This window comes from Roseburia sp. AF42-8 (genome assembly GCF_003435965.1).
GTDB classification, from domain to species: Bacteria; Bacillota; Clostridia; order Lachnospirales; family Lachnospiraceae; genus Roseburia_C; species Roseburia_C amylophila.
This window is the reverse complement of sequence record NZ_QTVB01000001.1, coordinates 56744-74859: the sequence shown is the minus strand read 5'-3', so window position 1 is coordinate 74859 and position 18116 is coordinate 56744. Positions and strand designations below refer to the sequence as shown.

Here is an 18116-nt window from a genome sequence, read left to right as displayed (position 1 = left end):
TTCCTCCTAAAACTACTGCTTAGTAATCCAATGTCTCCATATATTTCATGTATTTTACTACCATTAACGCAATTTTAAATGTAATGGCATCTTCAAATACCCGAAGGTCTAAGCCTGTGCTTTTCTGCAGTTTATCCAGACGGTATACCAGTGTATTTCTGTGTATGTATAACTGTCTGGATGTTTCTGAAACGTTCAGGCTGTTTTCAAAGAATTTATTGATGGTAGTAAGTGTTTCTTCATCAAAATCATCCGGAGATTTTCCATCGAAAATCTCTTTGATAAACATTTTGCAAAGTGGAATCGGGAGCTGATAAATCAGACGTCCAATTCCCAGTGCAGAATACGCAATAATATTCTTCTCTTCAAAGAATATCTTTCCTACATCCAATGCCATTCGGGCTTCTTTATAAGAACGGGATACTTCCTTAATCTCATTTACTACGGTACCATATGCGATATAAGCCTCGCAGTCTTCATCTGCCTTGAACAGATTTAAGATAACTTCTGCCGTTTTCTCCAAATCCTCATAGGTCTCATTTTCTGCAAGTTCTTTTACCACAATGATATTTTTCTCATCTACCGCTGTCACAAAATCCTTGGACTTGCCACCAAAGATACTGCGTACTTTTTCCAGTTCATTTCCGTCCTTTTCCCGGTTGGTTTCTACAACATATACCACGCGGCGTACTTCCGTCTCAATATGAAGCTTCTTCGCACGGTTATAAATATCTACTAAAAGAAGATTATCCAATAAAAGATTCTTAATAAAGTTGTCCTTATCAAACCGTTCCTTATATGCTACCAGAAGATTCTGAATCTGGAAACCGGCAATTTTTCCCACCATATACACATCATCACTGTCACCATTTGCCAGTAAAACATATTCTATCTGATGATCATCAAAAACTTTAAAGAACTGGCATCCCTGAATCACCTGACTGTCTGCCGGAGATTCTACAAATGCCAATGCAGGATTGATATAATTATCTGCATCGGGAAATGTGGTTGCCAATACTTTCCCCTCAGTATCGATAATGCACATATCCACTCTTGTAATCCCTTTCAAACCGTCAATTGTGTTTTGAAGTATCTGATTTGAAATCATACTTTTTTCTCCTTCTCTTATCAATATCGCCCCAGTTACTGGACAACTTTCACAAAAAATTCGCATCCTTTTGTGAAAGATAAAACTCTTTGAATCTTATTTTAATGCAAAACGTCAAAAAAATAAAGAGGAAATGTGAATATTTTTATGCTAATATTCCAAAAAACCTTCTCCCAGCACTTCCCGGGCATCCGTCACAATTACAAAAGCTTTCGCGTCAAGTTCCATTACTATCTCTTTTAACTCTACAATTTCCTTTTTCGGCACTGCACAAAAGAGTATGTCCTTCTCATTTCCGGAATACATTCCCTTTGCATGAATCGCCGTAACACCGCGGTTCATCCGGTGCATCAGTGCATCTGCCACTTCAGCGGCATCTTCCGTAATGATATACGCCGCCTTGGAATATTTGATACCTTCCATAATTGCATCCGATACTTCCGTTGTTATAAAAATTGCCACCACAGCATATAACGCCGGCTTTACTCCAAAGAAAAACATTCCGCTTAACACAATAATACCATCTAACACCAGCATAGTCTGTGCAATGGTATATTGTTTAAGAAAACGCTGTAATAAAGTGGCTACCATATCTGTCCCTCCAGTAGAGGACTTCGTCACCAGAACCAGACCGATTCCCGCTCCGGAGATGCATCCGCCATAAATAGCTGCCAGCATATAATCATCCTGGGCTATATTCCAGTGAGGCAGTACCAGAAGCCAGAAAGACAGCATTACCATTCCATATAATGCCCGCCACAAAAATTTCTTTCCCTTTCTTCTCCATGCGCATAAAAAACCGGAAGATTCAACGCCAGGTTCGTAAACCATAACGGAATTCTCCGGGAATCCATTTTACTGTCAGTTGTCTGATAAGAATTGCAACTCCGGTAAATCCACCAACAACCATTCCTACCGGGTCATAGATGGACTGAATTGCTATACCCATAAGGCAGGTTCCTGCTGTCATACACAAATAATCCACTATGGCCGGTCTTTTATATCCCAGACCCATAACCATCCGTTTCCTTTAATCTTTATTATATTTGTGTAATTTGCTCTGCAGTTTCTTCTTATAAATCAATCTGCCCGCTATCTGGGATATTCTGCTGATACGGGAACGCGGTGCATAATCACTGCTCAACCCATACCATATTTTAGCATCCAGTTTGCTTTTATTTTCTGTCAAAAACTGTTCCTGTAACGGAGACGGCAGAATGGAAAAAATAACATCTGCACTGGCACTGTTAATCTCATTTACCACACTTTCAAAGTCATTGGACTTTTCCTCAATCGCACAATGACCCGCCACCTCAATCTGTTCGTATTTTCCTACAAGGAAATGCTCCAGCTGTTCTTCCTGAGCAATGGTTTCTGCCAACAAAAAAACTCTCTTATGGTTACGGATAATCCGCTTGATGAATTCCCGGAAGAAATCATGATTAATGGTCTCACTGAGCCGCTGGCTGGAATGAACATCTGCCGCAATCAGAATCTCCTTCTCTCCGATTACCGCAAGATCCAGCTGTTCAATGCACGCCCGCACCGTTTCATCCTGTCCTGCCAGTTCTAACATCTTCATATCTATGGTCTCTATGGTATTCATTATCGTGTTATCCAGATAATTTTCCACCTGCATCATTGCTTCACGGACTGTATAATTATCTACTTCTATTCCCAGTATATCGATTTTCTTTAACATCTTACACCTGTCTTATTCTGTGCATTTCCATGCGCTTTTATGCAAGTAGTATAGCAAAAGCTCCAGTTTTTTTCAACCATTGTGCAAATTTTCTGTAATAATTTTCTCAGATTGCCTTTTTACACCTTTGTAAATAAACTGACATTTTCAGACAATTTTATATGATTTTTTCAATATTGCAATGTCAATAGATTTTGTGTATTTTTTTGAAAAGTTATCAACTTTATCATTTGTTCACAAAACATCCGTTCTTATTTTTTGCTATGTAAACCTATATTTTTCTCCTTTTTTCTGTGGATAATGTGTATAACTTGGTGTATAACTCCTTTTTTTCGATATTTCCACATTTTTCGATGTGGATAACTTTTGGGACTTTTTTATGATTTCCAGCACTTTTTTTTCGACGTTCTTTTCTTTTTTGTGCATATTGTATATTTTCAAAAAAGAAGTGCAAAATTGTCTGATTGCAATTTACACTTCTTTTCCGTCAAATGAATTTCTTTTCCACTTTTCAAAATAGTACCTCTTCCCCATATGTATATTTACATAATATCATATTCGTTCACATAACTATTTTGATTAGAAAATTGTATGAACAATTCCTTCTATTCTTTTTTTCAAAACTGCATCTGCGTCCAGGCTTCAGGCTCTGCAGACAGCTTCGATTTCTTCTAACTCTTCCGTGGTAAGTGCCGGTGCATCTACAATCTTTAAATTATCTAATATCTGCTGCGGACGGGATGCGCCAATCAGAACACTTGCTACCGTCTCATCCTTTAATATCCAGCTTAATGCCATCTGTGCCAGTGTCTGTCCACGGCGCTTTGCAATTTCATTCAGGCTCTTAATCTGCTGCATTCTTGTTTCCGTAAGGTCGGATGCATGAAGGAATCTGCCATCTCTTTTAATCCGGCTGTCCTCCGGAATTCCACCGATATACTTATCTGTCAGCATTCCCTGTGCAAGTGGAGAAAATGCGATCACACCTTTCCCCTTCTCTTTTGCAGCTTCTAGCAAGCCATTATTCTCTACCGTACGGTCAAAGATATTATAGCGGTTCTGGTTTATCACAAACGGACACTTTAAATCTTCCAAGATTTCAGCTGCCTGTTTCATATGCACGCCATCATAATTGGATATTCCTACATATAATGCTTTTCCGCTTCTTACAATCTGGTCTAATGCCAGCATGGTTTCTTCCAATGGCGTATCCGGATCCATTCTGTGATGATAAAAAATGTCCACGTATTCAAGTCCCATACGTTTTAAGCTCTGGTCTAAGCTCGCAATCAGATACTTCCTGCTGCCATGGTCCCCATAAGGTCCCGGCCACATATCATAACCTGCTTTCGTTGTAATCAATAATTCATCGCGGTAGGCACGCAATTCTTCCCGCATGATTCTGCCAAGATTACTCTCTGCACTGCCATATTCCGGGCCATAATTATTTGCCAGGTCAAACTGTGTGACTCCATGGTCAAATGCCGTAAAACACATCGCCTTCATGTTCTCATAATTATCATTGGTTCCAAAATTATGCCAGAAACCAAGGGACAACACAGGAAACAACAATCCGCTCTTTCCTACTCTTCTGTATTTCATGGTTTCATATCTTTGTTCTGATGCTGTATATTCCATCTGTGGTAACCTGCCTTTCCTTTCATTCTATAATAATGCGCCTCCGCCACTTTATTGGCTGATTTTATTATAATTGCAGTTTTTCCAGATAAAAATAGAATATCTTTTAATAACGTATCAAATTTTTATATCTGCTTTTTTCCAAATGTCTACCTGCAGTGTGCATCCTCGCGGAACGTTTTTTACTTTACAGGAAAGCAATTTCCTGTAAAGCAAAAAAAGGACTGTTGCAACCGCAACAGTCCCTGTTTATCCTTTTCAATATTATTTCATCCTTAATTTTACCATAAACTACAAGAAACACGCTTTGCGAGTTTCTCGAGTTATCGCGGCGCTCGCCAAATCTGCATGCAAGCATGCGATTTTTCTCGCTACTCGCGTAAATCAAATCCGGACATCCTAGAAAATACGTCTTACAGAAAGAACTGGCTTATAGTCAATCGGTGATGTAAATTTGATTCCTGATGACGGTGTGCTGGCATGTACGATTGTGTTGTTACCAACATAAATTGCAACATGTCCACTGTAGCATACGATATCGCCCGGCTGCATCTGGTCTGTACCAACTTCATATCCGCAGCCTCTCATTGCTCCTGAAGAATGTGGTAATGATACTCCAAACTGTGCATACACACTCATTACAAATCCGGAACAGTCTGCTCCGTTTGTTAAGCTTGTTCCACCTGCTACATATGGATTACCAACGAACTGGCTTGCGAAGTTTGCAACTGCTGCTCCATCAGATCCGGATGGTGCATTGTATGTAGATGTACCACCAGATGTACTGGAGGATGAGCTGCTGCTCTTAGAAGATTTTTCTGCTGCTTTCTTTGCTGCTTCTTCTGCTGCTTTTCTTTCAGCCTCTTCTTTTGCAAGTCTTGCGGCTTCTTCTTCTTTGGATTCTGCCTGAACGAATTCAGTAGATAATGTTACATAATCAGCGGATACATATCCCTCGCCCTCTTCGATGGAAACTTTTACCCATCCATCTACAGACTCATCTGTAACTGTCAAATCATCCAGTCCTGCAACCATTCCAAGTTTCTTAGAATCGGTAGAAGGCTCTGTTCTCACAAATAAAGTAACTGCATCTTCATTTACAGTTGCTACACGACGTCCGACGGAACGGGCCAGCTCTTCATTGCCGACTACTACATATTCACTCTTAACATAACCGGTAACGGTGCCAGAAGTAATCTGATACCATCCATCTACGGTCTGCTGGACGGTTGCTGCTGAATTATTATAAAGCTTACCAAGCACCTCACTGTCTTCTGATGCTTCGCTTCTGATATTTACATAGTTATCAACCTGTGCAATTGCCACATTTGCGAACGGATCTTCTTCTGCCGGCTGTGCCTCTTCTGCTGTATCCTGCTGTGCTGCATCCCCTTCTGTAACAACAGGTGTATCATTATTCTGTGCAGTTGCCACATTCGCCTTTGCTACAAGCTCACTGCTTGCCATATAATTGCTGAATGTCAAAGAAAAACCTGCTACTAATGTGTCATTGGAAGCCCCCACTTCCATTGCTGAAGTAACACCTGCGACTGGTGCTGCATATGTTGTTGCATTGCTTCCAGTGATTAATAATGCGCTTGCGAGTCCGCAGGCTGTTAATCTTAACGCTTTCTTATACATAAAAACCTCCAAACCTAACGATTTGTTACAAATTTATTACATTTATTACAGAGTCATTATAGCGCAGCTAACCTGTCATGTCAACCTAAAATTCCCGCTTTTTTTACAACATTCTTTCCTTTCTTTTACGAAATCATTCCATCACTTTCCATAGAAGCAATGGCATTGGCGCCATCTGCTACTGCCGTTACGACCTGGCGCAGCTGTTTGGTTCTGACATCCCCCACTGCATATATGCCAGGCACACTGCTCCTTCCATCCTCTCCGGCTTTGATATATCCTGTATCATCCAATGCCAGATGCGGTATTACTTTTACGGTATTCGGCACCATTCCCACAGCAACAAAAATGCCATTTACCGGAAGCATTTTTTCTTCCTGTGCCTTCTTATTTAATATTTTGATTTTCTCTACCATTCCTTCACCGCAGATTTCCTCTACTACGGTATCATATAAAATTTCAATTTTTTCATTTGTCTGCACCTGCTCCGCTAACACTTTTGCGCCACGGAAACTGTCTCTCCGGTGAATGAGGTATACTTTTTCACAACCTCTTGCCAAAAAGAGTGCATCCTCTAACGCGACATCACCACCGCCTGCCACCGCAACAGTCCGATTCCGGAAAAATGCTCCATCGCAGGTAGCACAATATGAAACTCCCATACCGGTAAGTCTTTCCTCCCCCGGTACCCCAAGCTTCCGGTAAGATGCTCCTGATGCAATGATTACTGCTTTTGCTTCGTACTGGTTCTGATTGGTTGTTACTAACTTCTTTTCCTGCTTATCCTCTACCGATACGACCTGTTCTTTTACAAAAGTCACGCCGCTCTTTTGGGCATGCTCCCGCATCTTCTGTGCCAGTTCAAATCCACCCACTCCTGGCAGTCCCGGATAGTTGTCCACTTCACTGGTATTGACAATCTGACCTCCGCTCATTGGCTTTTCTTCTATTATAAGTGTATCAAATTTTGCTCTTCCTGCATAAATTGCCGCCGACAGCCCTGCAGGGCCGCTTCCTATTATAATCACATCATACATGTTGTGGCTCCTCCATTTCTTCAGTAGGATAAGTATACCACCTTTTCCAAAATATATGAATGTTTCCTTGCTTTTTCTAATCTGCCATGCCATAATGAAAGTACATATCAAAGCAGAAAGGATGTGACTGATATGGATATTGCAGCATTAAACAATACTGCTTTAAGCGCACTCAACAGTGCCTCTACTCCAACCAGCGAAGCGATTGGAGTTGCAATGCTGAGTAACCAGCTGGATGTCAGTCAGAGTATGAGTGACAGCCTGATTCGTGCCATGGAATTGTCTGTAAATCCTGCTGTTGGCGGGAACTTTGATGTCTCCGTTTAAATCCACTGTATGGTTTTGCAAGACAATACATTGCAACGCAAAAGACCGGAACCTTTTTCTTCCTTCAGGGAGACTTTAAGATTTCCGGTCTTTTTCTATGTTTCCTTGTCCTATTTCATTGCGATTGCTTCGATTTCAAGCATAACGTCCTTTGGAAGACGTGCTACTTCTACACAGCTTCTTGCTGGGAAATCGGTGGTAAAGAATGTCTTATAAACCTCATTAATTGCTGCGAAATCATTCATCTCTTTGATGAACACCGTCGTCTTAACCACTTTGTCCATATTTGTGCCTGCTGCTTCTAAAAGATTGGAAAGATTGGTCAGTGCCTGTTTTGCCTGTGCTACCGAGCCTTCCGGAATCTCGCCGGTTGCCGGTACAACGGGAATAATACCAGAAGTATATACCATTCCATTTACTTCAATTGCCTGTGAATATGGTCCGATTGCTGCCGGTGCTTTTTCTGTTGCGATTACTTTCTTCATGTCTCGTTCCTTCTTTCTTTATTTAAATAATAACTATTCGCGGTGCTCGCCAAATCTGCATGCAAACATGCAGTTTTTCTGGCTGCTCGCGTAAATTAAATGTTTTTACGGATTGCATGCTCGCTGAGGGTTATCTTTCTCTCCTTATAGAGTCTGCCTATAGCGCGCTTGAATGCTGCCTTGCTGAGTCCGGTTTCCCTCATGATTACTTCCGGTGATGCCTTTTCTGTAAATGGCAGTACGCCGGCATAGGAATCTATCACTTCCATTACCTTCTGTGCATCGCTGTCCATCTGAAGGTAAGCTTTTTCCCGAAGGGTAATATCCAGCTTGCCATCCGGTTTTACATTGACTACCCTGGCAGCAATTACATCCCCTATCCGAAGATGGCTGCTGTCCTCATGCTTGGAAATCATTGCAGAATATTTATCATCCACCGCTGCAAAGGTTCCAAAATTATCACTGAATTCATAGATTCTTGCTTCTACTTCATCCCCTGCTTTATATGGAGAATCTTTGCTTAAAAGGTCATAAAGATTCTTCATGCTGGCGCAGAGTCTGCGGCTCTTATCAATGTATAAAGTTACCATGACTTCATCCCCGGCATTTACCTTGCGGGTCATCTCCTTATAGGGAAGGAATAAATCCTTTTCCAGTCCCCAGTCTAAAAATGCTCCTATTTTACCAACTTCCAATACCGGAAGCACTGCAAGCTGTCCCAGTACCAATTTCGGTTCATGGGTGGTTGCAATCAGGCGGTCTTTGGAATCCCGGTATAAAAAGATTTCTACTTTATCTCCGATGCAAAGTCCCTCCGGCACCTGTTTTGCCGGCAAAAGCACTCTGGTCTCATCCTCCGGATTTTCTGCCAGATACATTCCAAATTCAACTTTCTTTACTGCTGTCAGTTCCTGTTTTTCTCCAAGATTCATATTTTCCTGCTTTCTATTGTTCAAATTCTACAATGGCATATGGTTTCTGCTCTTCATCCGCCAGTGATACCAGATACATTTTATCATCTGCATATACAAATGGGAATACCTTGTCTCCTAATACTGCTGCTTTCCGGTATTCTGCCCGCATTTTATGGATATTAAAATTCTCAGGCAGATAATTCTTTGCCATGGCAATATACTGTTCATTATTTACATGATGATTGGTATCAATCTGCTCCGGGCGAATCTGAAAGCTTTCCTGTTCCTGCATTTTCTCCGGAAGTTTTATCTTTCTGTCCGCATAGTCCATTTTGAAAGGCTCTTCCATCTGATATTCTTCTAACATCTTATCAGAAATCCGTGCCGGTCTTTCCCTCTTTAAATCCATAAAAATCCACTGGGAATCCGCATAAGCACAGATTTTCCCCTCAGCATCCTCTATGGTAAAATTACGATAACCATAAAAACCTTTAAAGTTATATGGCCAGGTCTTTACTGTTATTTTTTCTCCAAGAACTGGCAGCCGTTCTACCACAATCTGCCAGGATGCCAAAAACCATGCCTGTGCATGCTCCTTCAAATAGTCCACGCCAATTCCAAGATCCTCTGACTGGAATATACAACAATCCTGCAGATAATTAGTCAATGCCTGAAATGTCATCTTCTGTCCGCTGTCTGTTTCACTATATCTTACTCTGCTTTTCATGGAATACATAGATGTGTCCTCCTTGTAAATGCCTGGCTATTAGAAAGAATGTGCCCTGGCACATTCTCGCGCCTGCGGCGGCCGCTTGCGGCATCTACCTTATACGTCGCAGTGCGCATCCTCGCGGATCGTTTTTACTTTGCGGGAAAGCAATTTCCTGTAAAGTAAAAAAACACCACGCTGCTGTGGTGTTTTCATGAGCAGGGCTACAAGGATTCGAACCTTGAAATGACGGAGTCAGAGTCCGTTGCCTTACCGTTTGGCGATAGCCCTTTGTTGTGTCAACAATGGGTATTCTACATGAAAACATTCCATTCGTCAAGCACTTTTTCGATTTTTTTTCGATTTTTTGCAAAAAGTTTTTACAGGTCATCAAAAAACCTTGATTGTACCGTTCAAATCTGCAAATTCAATGGTCTCTTCCCACATCAGCTTTGCCTTTCCACTGGTGGAATCCGTAAGTTTCTTTTCTAATTCCAGACACTGTTCTAACGGTACTGCTGCATCCAGTTCCACACCTTCTGCATATTCGGTATCCATAATCGTAACGCCCTGTTCTGCCAGAAGATACTGTATCTTGCCAAGTCCTGTATAATCCGTACTTATCTTAAGACGCTTTCCCGGTCTCTTTTCAATGATGGTACAATTCTTTAAACCCTCCTGTACAGCACCCTGATAAGCACGCACCAGTCCACCGGTTCCCAGAAGTGTTCCACCAAAATACCGGGTTACTACTACCACTACATCCCGGATGCCTTCCCGTAAAAGTACGTCTAACATCGGACGGCCTGCTGTGCCGGAAGGTTCTCCGTCATCCGAGCAACGGGTCAGCTCCTGATTTCTTCCTATTATAAATGCGGAGCAGTTATGTCTTGCATCCCAGTATTTTTTCTTCATAGTATTGATATATGCTACCGCTTCCTCTTCTGTGGTAACTGGTGCAATATTTGCAATAAACCGCGATTTTTTCTCTTCAAGCTCACCACTGCCGCCTTCATATATTACTTTTCCGTTTGAAACTTCTGACATATTGCATTGCTCCTGCCTCTTTTTTCGTTTCCTTATTGTAGCATGATTTCCATTTTTCCTGCAAGGAAACCTTAAGAATTTCTTATCAAACCTTGCGTTTTACTTTTTTCTTTATTATATGGTATCTTTTTGCTATAATAAGAAAATAATGTTATTAATCCAAAGGAGGCACATTATGAATTATGGAAAGAAGAGTACCGCCAGGAAGGAAAAAGAGCTCACTTCCAAAGGTACTATGGTCCGTAAGAAGTTTTCCGTAATTTTCTGCAAGACTCTACTGATCTGCTTTTTCTTAGTAGCTGTCGTCGGTATTTGTGCAGGAATCGGAATCTTCAAAGGAATCATTGATTCTGCACCAGATATAGATGATATTGATGCAAGTCCTACCGGACAGCTCTCTACCGTTCTTGACGATGAGGGTAATGAAATTGCCACTCTGGTTACTTCCGGTACAAATCGTGACCCGGTAACCATTGATAAGATGCCGATTAATCTTCAACATGCATTCGTAGCCATCGAAGATGAACGTTTTTACGATCACAACGGAATTGATATCAAAGGAATCATCCGTGCCGGCTTCAAAGGCATTGCATCCGGTTTTCATTTTAATCAGGGAGCCAGCACAATTACACAGCAGCTTCTGAAAAACAACGTTTTCACTGACTGGACAAGCGAAGACAGTATGGCTGACAAGTTTGAGCGTAAAATACAGGAACAGTATCTGGCTGTACAGCTTGAAAAAAGAGAATCCAAGAACTGGATTCTGGAAAATTACTTAAACACCATTAACCTTGGTCAGAATACCCTTGGTGTCCAGGCTGCATCCAAACGATATTTTAACAAAGATGTATCTGACTTAACACTTTCTGAGTGTGCAGTAATTGCAGCAATTACCAAGAGTCCGACAAAGTATAATCCGATTACTAACCCGGACAACAACGCATCCCGTCGTAAAGATGTCTTAGACAATATGTTAGACCAAGGTTATATTTCGCAGGAAGAACACGACGAAGCATTAGCAGATAATGTCTACGACCGTATTCAGATTGTAGATAACAGCACTTCTTCTACTGCAAATGTCAACTCCTACTTTGTGGATACCCTTACCGACCAAGTAATGGATGACTTAATCAATGAATTAGGTTATACCGAGACACAGGCTTTCAATGCACTCTATGGTGGTGGTCTTACCATTTACTCCACCCAGAATGCTAATCTCCAGCAGATTTGTGATGAGGAAGTCAATAACTTAGATAACTACAACGGTCAGGTGGAATATTCTTTCTCCTATCGTCTTTCCATCCAGAAAGCCGATGGTACACTGCAGAATTACAGTGAACAGACCATGCTCACCTACTATCGTGAAAAAACCGGTAATAACAGCTACAACATCAACTTCAGTTCCAAAGAAGATGCCCAGGCTGCCATTGACCAGTATAAAGCAGATATTATGGAAGAGGGAGATACCATCCCGGGCAGCGGCGAATCCGTTACCTTTACGATTCAGCCACAGGCTTCCCTTACGCTGATGGATCAGGCTACCGGTGAAGTGAAAGCATTAGTTGGTGGCCGTGGTGATAAAACCGCAAACAAAACCTTAAACCGGGCTTCTGATACCACCAGACAGCCGGGTTCCACCTTCAAGATTTTAGCTGCTTATGCACCTGCTCTTGACAGTGGTGGAATGACCTTAGCCTCTGTAGAAGATGATGCTCCTTATTCTTATACCAATGGACGTTCTCTTCGTAACTACGATGACCAGTATCGTGGATTTACTACTTTAAGAGAAGCAATCTGCCACTCCATCAATATTGTAACCGTTAAGACCCTCACTGATATCAGTACCGATTTAGGTTACAGTTACTTACAGAGCTTCGGATTTACCACCTTAGATGCTGAACACGATAATAATCAGGCTCTCTGCCTTGGAGGTATCTATAAAGGTGTTACCAACTTAGAATTAACTGCCGCCTATGCGACCGTTGCAAATGGCGGTACTTATACCAAACCAAGATTCTATACCAAGATTTTAGACCATGACGGAAATGTTTTAATTGACAATACTCCGCAGACCCATACTGTATTAAAGGACACCACTGCATGGCTCTTAACCAATGCCATGGAAGATGTTGTTACCTCCGGTACCGGTACAATCGTTAACTTCGGTTCTATGCCGATTGCCGGTAAAACAGGTACTACAACCTCTGACCGCGATGCTCTTTTCGTAGGATACACACCATATTATACCTGTGGTGTATGGGGCGGATATGATGATAACAGCGAACTTTCCAGCACCAGATATCCAAAGTTAATCTGGAAAGCAGTTATGTCCCGTGTCCATGAAAATCTGGAATATAAAGACTTTACTATGCCAAGCGGAATTACTTCTGCTGTCGTATGTAAGAAATCCGGAAAACTTGCCGTAGAAGGTTTATGTGACTGTGATCCGCGTGGCAGCATGGTTGAAACAGAATATTTTGCAACCGGCACAGTTCCAACAGAAGTATGTGACCATCATGTCAGCGCAACAATCTGTACTTCCTCCGGAATGCTTGCAAATGAATATTGTCCGAACGAAACAAGACAGACTGGTATCTATATCGTTGGCGGTTCTGAAGGTACGGATGATTCTCCATATCTTATGACAGATGAATTATCCAACAGCACCTGTAACGTACACACTTCAAGTTCCGTTACACAGCCTTCCACACCATCTACTAATACAACAGATACTTCTAATCCAACCAGTGGAAGTCTTACCGGTGGTGGGGATAATACTACACCAGATCATGGTAATACCGGAACCGGAAGCAGTACAAATACCGGTGGTGATACAGGAACCGGTGGTGGCACAGGAACCGGCGGCAGTACAGGAACCAGTGGTGGTGCAGGAACCGGCAGTGGCACAGGAACCGGCAGTGGCACAGGAACCGGTGGTGGTACAGGAACCGGCGGTGGAAGTTCCGGTATCGGCTCTGATGGAAACACTACGAATTAACCAAATCATTATTCTATAATCAGACACCTATAGAAGCTGCCAAAGGCAGCCTCTATTTTTCTATCTGATACCGGGCACAGACAACAACAAAAGCCCTGACATACGCCAGGACTTTCGTTGTTGATGTATATACTACTAAGGGGATTAGATAATTACTAACCTAATCACAATTAGATTAGTACATGATTAGTGAAGTTCTCTTGTTACAAAATCCGGGTAAGCTGACTCTAAGCCATGCTCAGTAGAATCCAGACCTTCTAACTCTTCTTCTTTTGATACTCTAAGACCAATTGTCTTCTTTAATACGATAAATACTATGCTCATGGTTACAATTACCCAGCCTGCGATACATACGACACCAAGTGCCTGAATTGCCAGATGATGAACTCCGCCACCATAGAAGAGGCCATCTGTATAATCAAAGAGACCTACCATCAATGTTCCAAAAAGACCACAGGCACCGTGTACGGATACAGCACCAACCGGATCATCTACTTTTAATTTGTCTTCTACAAAGTATACTGACATGGTACAAAGGATACCAGCTAAACCACCGATAATGAATGCTCCTACTGCATCAACATTTGCACATCCTGCTGTAATTGCTACCAGACCTGCCAGGGAACCATTTAAGGACATGGACACATCCGGTTTACCATTCTTAATCCAGGTATAAATCATTGCTGTAACAGTTGCTGCTGCCGGTGCAATGGTTGTTGTTGCAAAAATCTGTGAAAGCTGTAAGGTATCAGTTGCTGCTGCACCATTAAATCCATACCAGCCAAACCAGAGAATAAATACTCCCAACGCACCAATTAAAATGTTGTGACCCATAATAGGTCTTGATTTACCATCTTTGTCATATTTACCAATACGAGGTCCTAATAAAGCGGCTCCGATAAATGCGGTAATTCCACCTACCATATGAATACATGCAGAACCTGCGAAATCTGTAAATCCAAGGTCTGTAAGCCATGGAGTTCCGCCCCATACCCAGTGTGCTTCTACCGGATATACAATCAGGCTGATTACAAAACTGTAAATACAATATGTAATGAATTTGGTACGCTCTGCCATTGCTCCAGATACAATTGTTGCAGCTGTTGCACAGAATACCAGGTTAAATACGAAATTGGACCAGTCTGTTGTTCCAAAATTCTTCAATGGATTTAAACCCCATCCTACAAATTTTCCATCACCACAAAGAATATTATATCCTAATAAATAAAATGCAACGGTACCAATACAGAAGTCCATCAGGTTCTTCATTGTAATATTACCTGTATTTTTTGATCTGGTAAAACCAGCCTCTACCATTGCAAATCCACATTGCATAAAAAATACTAACGCTGCTCCCATCAGGAACCAAACACTCATATCCATAATCATTTCCTCCTTTACCAAAATAAATATTAAAGTAAAAAAAATAGAGATATCAAACAAGGCTCTCTCCTTGTCTGCTTATCTCCTTCGATAATATTTATTTGCGATATTCATTTTTCAATATCCACAAGACAGTTTCCTATCTGTGCCTTACTCCTCTTTGCATCTTTTATAATGCTTTGTCACCATGTTCACCGGTACGGATACGAACGGCATCTTCTACATCATACACAAAGATTTTACCATCACCAAAGTTACCGGTATTAATCTCATCTACTACCTTATCAATTAATCCTGGCGCAACTTCATCCGAAACAACAGTCTCTACTTTGATTTTCGGAAGTAATGTTACATTATAAGATGCTCCACGGTAATTCTTGATAATACCCTTCTGATTACCATATCCCATGCTATTTACAATGTTTAAACCATTGACTTCACTGCTTTCTAAGACTGCTTTCAAGTCTTCAAGCTTTTCCGGTTTAATAATAATTTCCAGCTTTTTCATATCATCTCGTCCTCCTTCTTATTATTGTTCACAATTTATTCACCTGGCATTCAAAGATGATTCACTTTATCAACACGCTTTTTTCAAATTAGGCTGATATAGTATAGTCATAAGCAAAAGAAAAACATAACTTTAAATATTCTTTTTCATAATCTGCCAGGTAACTTAAGTTGCCTGGCATCCTCCCTTTTATGCCTCTTTTTCCGTCTGTTCTAAGGAGAATGCCCTGCAATTAAAGTTCTTTTTTATACTTCGAAGATTAAATCTCCATAAGATGGCATTGGCCATATATCTTTGTCAACAAGCATCTCTAACTTGTCAACCGGAGCTCTTAATGCATCCATTGTTGTTTTTACAACATCTCTGTAATATACAGCCTGATCTCTTCCCTCTTCCATTGTTCCACCTTTTTCTGTTACTTCTTCCAGTTTTGCCAAAGCAATCTTGGTCTCAGATAAGAGGTCAGATACTTCTGTCAGTAATTCTGTCTGAACACTGATGTCTGCATCACATACAGATTTTACAGCTGCTGCAGAAGTTGCAAGCTCTGTTGTATATTTGATAACTGCCGGGATAATCTGTTTTCCTGCAATATCAATCATAGCTTTTGCTTCGATGTTAATCTCTTTTGCGTAAGTCTCATATTCGATTTCTACACGGGAATCCAGCTCCGCTTTGGTAAATACACCAAAACGCTCGAATAAAGAAACTGCTTTTTCTGTATTCAGTGCCGGGATTGCATCTACCATGGACTTGATGTTTGGAAGTCCACGACGCTCTGCTTCCTCTACCCATTCATCAGAATATCCGTTTCCGTTGAATACGATTCTCTGATGCTCAGTTGCATATTTCTTAATCAGATCATGTACTGCCATATCAAAATCGTCTGCTTTTTCCAGTTCATCACACGCCTCAGAAAATGCTTCTGCTACAATTGTATTCAATACAACGTTTGGCTGTGCGATGGAATCCTGGGAACCAACCATACGGAACTCGAATTTGTTTCCGGTAAATGCAAACGGTGAAGTTCTGTTACGGTCTGTTGCATCTTTCATGAAGTCAGGCAATGTCTTAACACCAGTCTCTAATTTAGAACCAGCTAAACTGTGTGTAGCTTCTCCGGTGCAGATAAGCTGTGATAATACATCCTGTAACTGTTCTCCAAGATAGATAGAAACGATTGCTGGCGGTGCCTCGTTTGCTCCTAATCTGTGGTCGTTTCCAACGTCTGCTGCAGATTCACGAAGCAGGTCTGCATGTTTATCTACTGCTTTTAAGATACAGGTAAGCACTAATAAGAACTGTACGTTCTCATGAGGTGTTTTGCCCGGCTCTAATAAGTTAATTCCATCATCTGTTGTGATAGACCAGTTGTTATGTTTTCCAGAACCATTGACACCTGCAAATGGCTTCTCATGAAGCAGACACTGTAAGCCATGACGGCCGGCAACCTTCTTTAAGGTTTCCATTACTAACTGGTTGTGGTCTACTGCTACGTTTGCTTCGGAGTAGATTGGAGCTAACTCATGCTGTGCAGGAGCAACTTCGTTATGCTGTGTCTTTGCAGATACACCAAGTTTCCATAATTCTTTATTTACATCTCTCATGTATGCTGCAATTCTCTCACGGATGATTCCGAAGTAATGGTCATCCATTTCCTGTCCTTTTGGAGGCATTGCTCCAAATAAGGTACGTCCGGTAAAGATTAAATCTTTTCTCTTTAAATATTTTTCTCTGTCTACGATGAAATATTCCTGCTCCGGTCCAACGGAAGGAGTTACTTTCTTAGATGTTGTATTTCCAAATAATCTTAAAAGCCGGAGAGACTGGGTATTAATTGCTTCCATGGAACGAAGTAACGGTGTCTTCTGGTCCAATGCTTCTCCTGTGTAGGAGCAGAAAGCGGTAGGAATACAAAGAGTTGCTCCTGCTGCATCCTGTCTTACGAATGCCGGCGAAGTACAATCCCATGCTGTATATCCTCTTGCCTCAAAGGTTGCTCTTAATCCACCGGATGGAAAAGAAGATGCGTCTGGCTCACCTTTGATTAATTCCTTACCGGAAAAGCTCATCAAAACTTTACCGTTTGGCATTGGTGCTGTAATAAAGGAATCATGTTTCTCAGCAGTTACTCCTGTTAATGGCTGGAACCAGTGTGTATAATGGGTAGCTCCTTTTTCGATTGCCCACTCTTTCATCTCATGTGCCACTACGTCTGCTGTCTCAAGGTCTAATTCTTTTCCCTCTTCGATTACTTCTCTTAACTTTTTGTAGGTCTTTTTCGGAAGACGTTCCTGCATTACTGCATCATTGAATACGTTCTCGCCGAAAATATCTGCTACATTGAAATATTCTGTCTCACTCATACTATACATCCTTTCTGCCTCTCACCATAAATCCCCTGAGAAATATGATTTTTATTTTCTGCAATCAATGTATGACTTCTCTCCTCCGGTAATTCCCCAGATATAGAAAAAAGGGCATTCCAATTCCTTTGGAACACCCTTGTTCGTCACGCACATTTCATCTGCTATATTTAAAATACATGAAACTTTCTAAAAAATCAAGTCAAAGTTTATATTTTTTTTATTTTTGATACATTCTACAAATTTGTGCAAA

At 41.2% G+C, this 18116-nt stretch carries 16 protein-coding genes and 1 tRNA gene; 2 read left to right on the top strand and 15 right to left on the bottom strand.

What is annotated here, in order from left to right; genetic code table 11:
• Positions 1–19: 19 nt before the first annotated feature.
• The 7 genes from DW059_RS00350 to trxB form a co-directional block, all read right to left on the bottom strand.
• Positions 20–1108, bottom strand: coding sequence for a PucR family transcriptional regulator (locus DW059_RS00350; protein WP_117696702.1), 1089 nt, complete (start codon positions 1106–1108; stop codon positions 20–22).
• A gap of 150 nt (positions 1109–1258) precedes the next feature.
• Positions 1259–1939, bottom strand: coding sequence for a YitT family protein (locus tag DW059_RS00345; protein WP_330408189.1), 681 nt, complete (start codon positions 1937–1939; stop codon positions 1259–1261).
• Positions 1917–2057, bottom strand: coding sequence for a hypothetical protein (locus DW059_RS16805; protein WP_334294159.1), 141 nt, complete (start codon positions 2055–2057; stop codon positions 1917–1919). The genes DW059_RS00345 and DW059_RS16805 overlap by 23 nt, the downstream gene beginning before the upstream one ends.
• Positions 2058–2138: 81 nt before the next feature.
• Positions 2139–2810, bottom strand: a complete 672-nt coding sequence (locus DW059_RS00340; RefSeq protein ID WP_117696699.1) for a WecB/TagA/CpsF family glycosyltransferase — start codon at positions 2808–2810, stop codon at positions 2139–2141.
• A gap of 642 nt (positions 2811–3452) precedes the next feature.
• Positions 3453–4448 carry an aldo/keto reductase gene (locus DW059_RS00335; RefSeq protein WP_117696696.1) on the bottom strand — a complete coding sequence of 332 codons (996 nt, stop codon included), beginning with the start codon at positions 4446–4448 and terminating at the stop codon, positions 3453–3455.
• A gap of 399 nt (positions 4449–4847) precedes the next feature.
• Entirely contained in the window at positions 4848–6089 is a 1242-nt protein-coding gene (locus tag DW059_RS00330) for a C40 family peptidase (RefSeq protein ID WP_117696693.1), read from the bottom strand.
• 125 nt (positions 6090–6214) lie between these two features.
• Positions 6215–7219 (bottom strand): thioredoxin-disulfide reductase, encoded by a 1005-nt coding sequence (gene trxB / locus DW059_RS00325; RefSeq protein ID WP_117696690.1) that lies wholly within the window; start codon positions 7217–7219, stop codon positions 6215–6217.
• Between the two features lie 39 nt (positions 7220–7258).
• On the opposite strand from trxB, the gene DW059_RS00320 reads away from it, so the two are divergent.
• Complete coding sequence (locus tag DW059_RS00320; protein WP_022243568.1) at positions 7259–7453, top strand: YjfB family protein; 195 nt, start codon at positions 7259–7261, stop codon at positions 7451–7453.
• 110 nt (positions 7454–7563) lie between these two features.
• On the opposite strand, the gene DW059_RS00315 is transcribed toward DW059_RS00320, so the two are convergent.
• The 5 genes from DW059_RS00315 to DW059_RS00295 form a co-directional block, all read right to left on the bottom strand.
• Positions 7564–7938, bottom strand: coding sequence for a RidA family protein (locus DW059_RS00315; RefSeq protein WP_022243569.1), 375 nt, complete (start codon positions 7936–7938; stop codon positions 7564–7566).
• A 95-nt stretch (positions 7939–8033) separates the two neighbouring features.
• Entirely contained in the window at positions 8034–8870 is an 837-nt protein-coding gene (locus DW059_RS00310) for a CvfB family protein (RefSeq protein WP_117696686.1), read from the bottom strand.
• Positions 8871–8883: 13 nt separating this feature from the next.
• The gene (locus tag DW059_RS00305) at positions 8884–9588 is read right to left on the bottom strand and encodes an acyl-[acyl-carrier-protein] thioesterase (RefSeq protein WP_117696684.1); all 705 of its coding nucleotides are present in this window, start codon (positions 9586–9588) and stop codon (positions 8884–8886) included.
• 192 nt (positions 9589–9780) lie between these two features.
• Positions 9781–9852 (bottom strand) — tRNA-Gln (locus DW059_RS00300).
• Positions 9853–9951: 99 nt separating this feature from the next.
• Entirely contained in the window at positions 9952–10608 is a 657-nt protein-coding gene (locus DW059_RS00295) for a YigZ family protein (RefSeq protein WP_117696681.1), read from the bottom strand.
• A gap of 175 nt (positions 10609–10783) precedes the next feature.
• On the opposite strand from DW059_RS00295, the gene DW059_RS00290 reads away from it, so the two are divergent.
• A complete protein-coding gene (locus DW059_RS00290) occupies positions 10784–13606 on the top strand; it encodes a transglycosylase domain-containing protein (protein ID WP_117696678.1) in 2823 nt (940 codons plus the stop codon).
• 186 nt (positions 13607–13792) lie between these two features.
• On the opposite strand, the gene DW059_RS00285 is transcribed toward DW059_RS00290, so the two are convergent.
• The 3 genes from DW059_RS00285 to DW059_RS00275 form a co-directional block, all read right to left on the bottom strand.
• A complete protein-coding gene (locus DW059_RS00285; protein ID WP_117696955.1) occupies positions 13793–14989 on the bottom strand; it encodes an ammonium transporter in 1197 nt (398 codons plus the stop codon).
• 169 nt (positions 14990–15158) lie between these two features.
• Positions 15159–15497, bottom strand: a complete 339-nt coding sequence (locus DW059_RS00280) for a P-II family nitrogen regulator (RefSeq protein WP_022243575.1) — start codon at positions 15495–15497, stop codon at positions 15159–15161.
• A 245-nt stretch (positions 15498–15742) separates the two neighbouring features.
• The gene (locus tag DW059_RS00275; RefSeq protein WP_117696675.1) at positions 15743–17863 is read right to left on the bottom strand and encodes a glutamine synthetase III family protein; all 2121 of its coding nucleotides are present in this window, start codon (positions 17861–17863) and stop codon (positions 15743–15745) included.
• Between the last annotated feature and the right edge of the window lie 253 nt (positions 17864–18116).

What these genes read in the sequence shown, in the direction of transcription:
- DW059_RS00345 (WP_330408189.1), bottom strand. Translation starts at nt 1,939, where the DNA reads ATGGTTTACGAACCTGGCGTTGAATCTTCCGGTTTTTTATGCGCATGG.
- DW059_RS00340 (WP_117696699.1), bottom strand. Translation starts at nt 2,810, where the DNA reads ATGTTAAAGAAAATCGATATACTGGGAATAGAAGTAGATAATTATACA.
- DW059_RS00275 (WP_117696675.1), bottom strand. Translation starts at nt 17,863, where the DNA reads ATGAGTGAGACAGAATATTTCAATGTAGCAGATATTTTCGGCGAGAAC.
- DW059_RS00310 (WP_117696686.1), bottom strand. Translation starts at nt 8,870, where the DNA reads ATGAATCTTGGAGAAAAACAGGAACTGACAGCAGTAAAGAAAGTTGAA.
- DW059_RS00295 (WP_117696681.1), bottom strand. Translation starts at nt 10,608, where the DNA reads ATGTCAGAAGTTTCAAACGGAAAAGTAATATATGAAGGCGGCAGTGGT.
- DW059_RS00290 (WP_117696678.1), top strand. Translation starts at nt 10,784, where the DNA reads ATGAATTATGGAAAGAAGAGTACCGCCAGGAAGGAAAAAGAGCTCACT.
- DW059_RS00280 (WP_022243575.1), bottom strand. Translation starts at nt 15,497, where the DNA reads ATGAAAAAGCTGGAAATTATTATTAAACCGGAAAAGCTTGAAGACTTG.
- trxB (WP_117696690.1), bottom strand. Translation starts at nt 7,219, where the DNA reads ATGGCATGGCAGATTAGAAAAAGCAAGGAAACATTCATATATTTTGGA.
- DW059_RS00315 (WP_022243569.1), bottom strand. Translation starts at nt 7,938, where the DNA reads ATGAAGAAAGTAATCGCAACAGAAAAAGCACCGGCAGCAATCGGACCA.
- DW059_RS00285 (WP_117696955.1), bottom strand. Translation starts at nt 14,989, where the DNA reads ATGGATATGAGTGTTTGGTTCCTGATGGGAGCAGCGTTAGTATTTTTT.
- DW059_RS00335 (WP_117696696.1), bottom strand. Translation starts at nt 4,448, where the DNA reads ATGGAATATACAGCATCAGAACAAAGATATGAAACCATGAAATACAGA.
- DW059_RS16805 (WP_334294159.1), bottom strand. Translation starts at nt 2,057, where the DNA reads ATGGGTATAGCAATTCAGTCCATCTATGACCCGGTAGGAATGGTTGTT.
- DW059_RS00320 (WP_022243568.1), top strand. Translation starts at nt 7,259, where the DNA reads ATGGATATTGCAGCATTAAACAATACTGCTTTAAGCGCACTCAACAGT.
- DW059_RS00350 (WP_117696702.1), bottom strand. Translation starts at nt 1,108, where the DNA reads ATGATTTCAAATCAGATACTTCAAAACACAATTGACGGTTTGAAAGGG.
- DW059_RS00305 (WP_117696684.1), bottom strand. Translation starts at nt 9,588, where the DNA reads ATGTATTCCATGAAAAGCAGAGTAAGATATAGTGAAACAGACAGCGGA.
- DW059_RS00330 (WP_117696693.1), bottom strand. Translation starts at nt 6,089, where the DNA reads ATGTATAAGAAAGCGTTAAGATTAACAGCCTGCGGACTCGCAAGCGCA.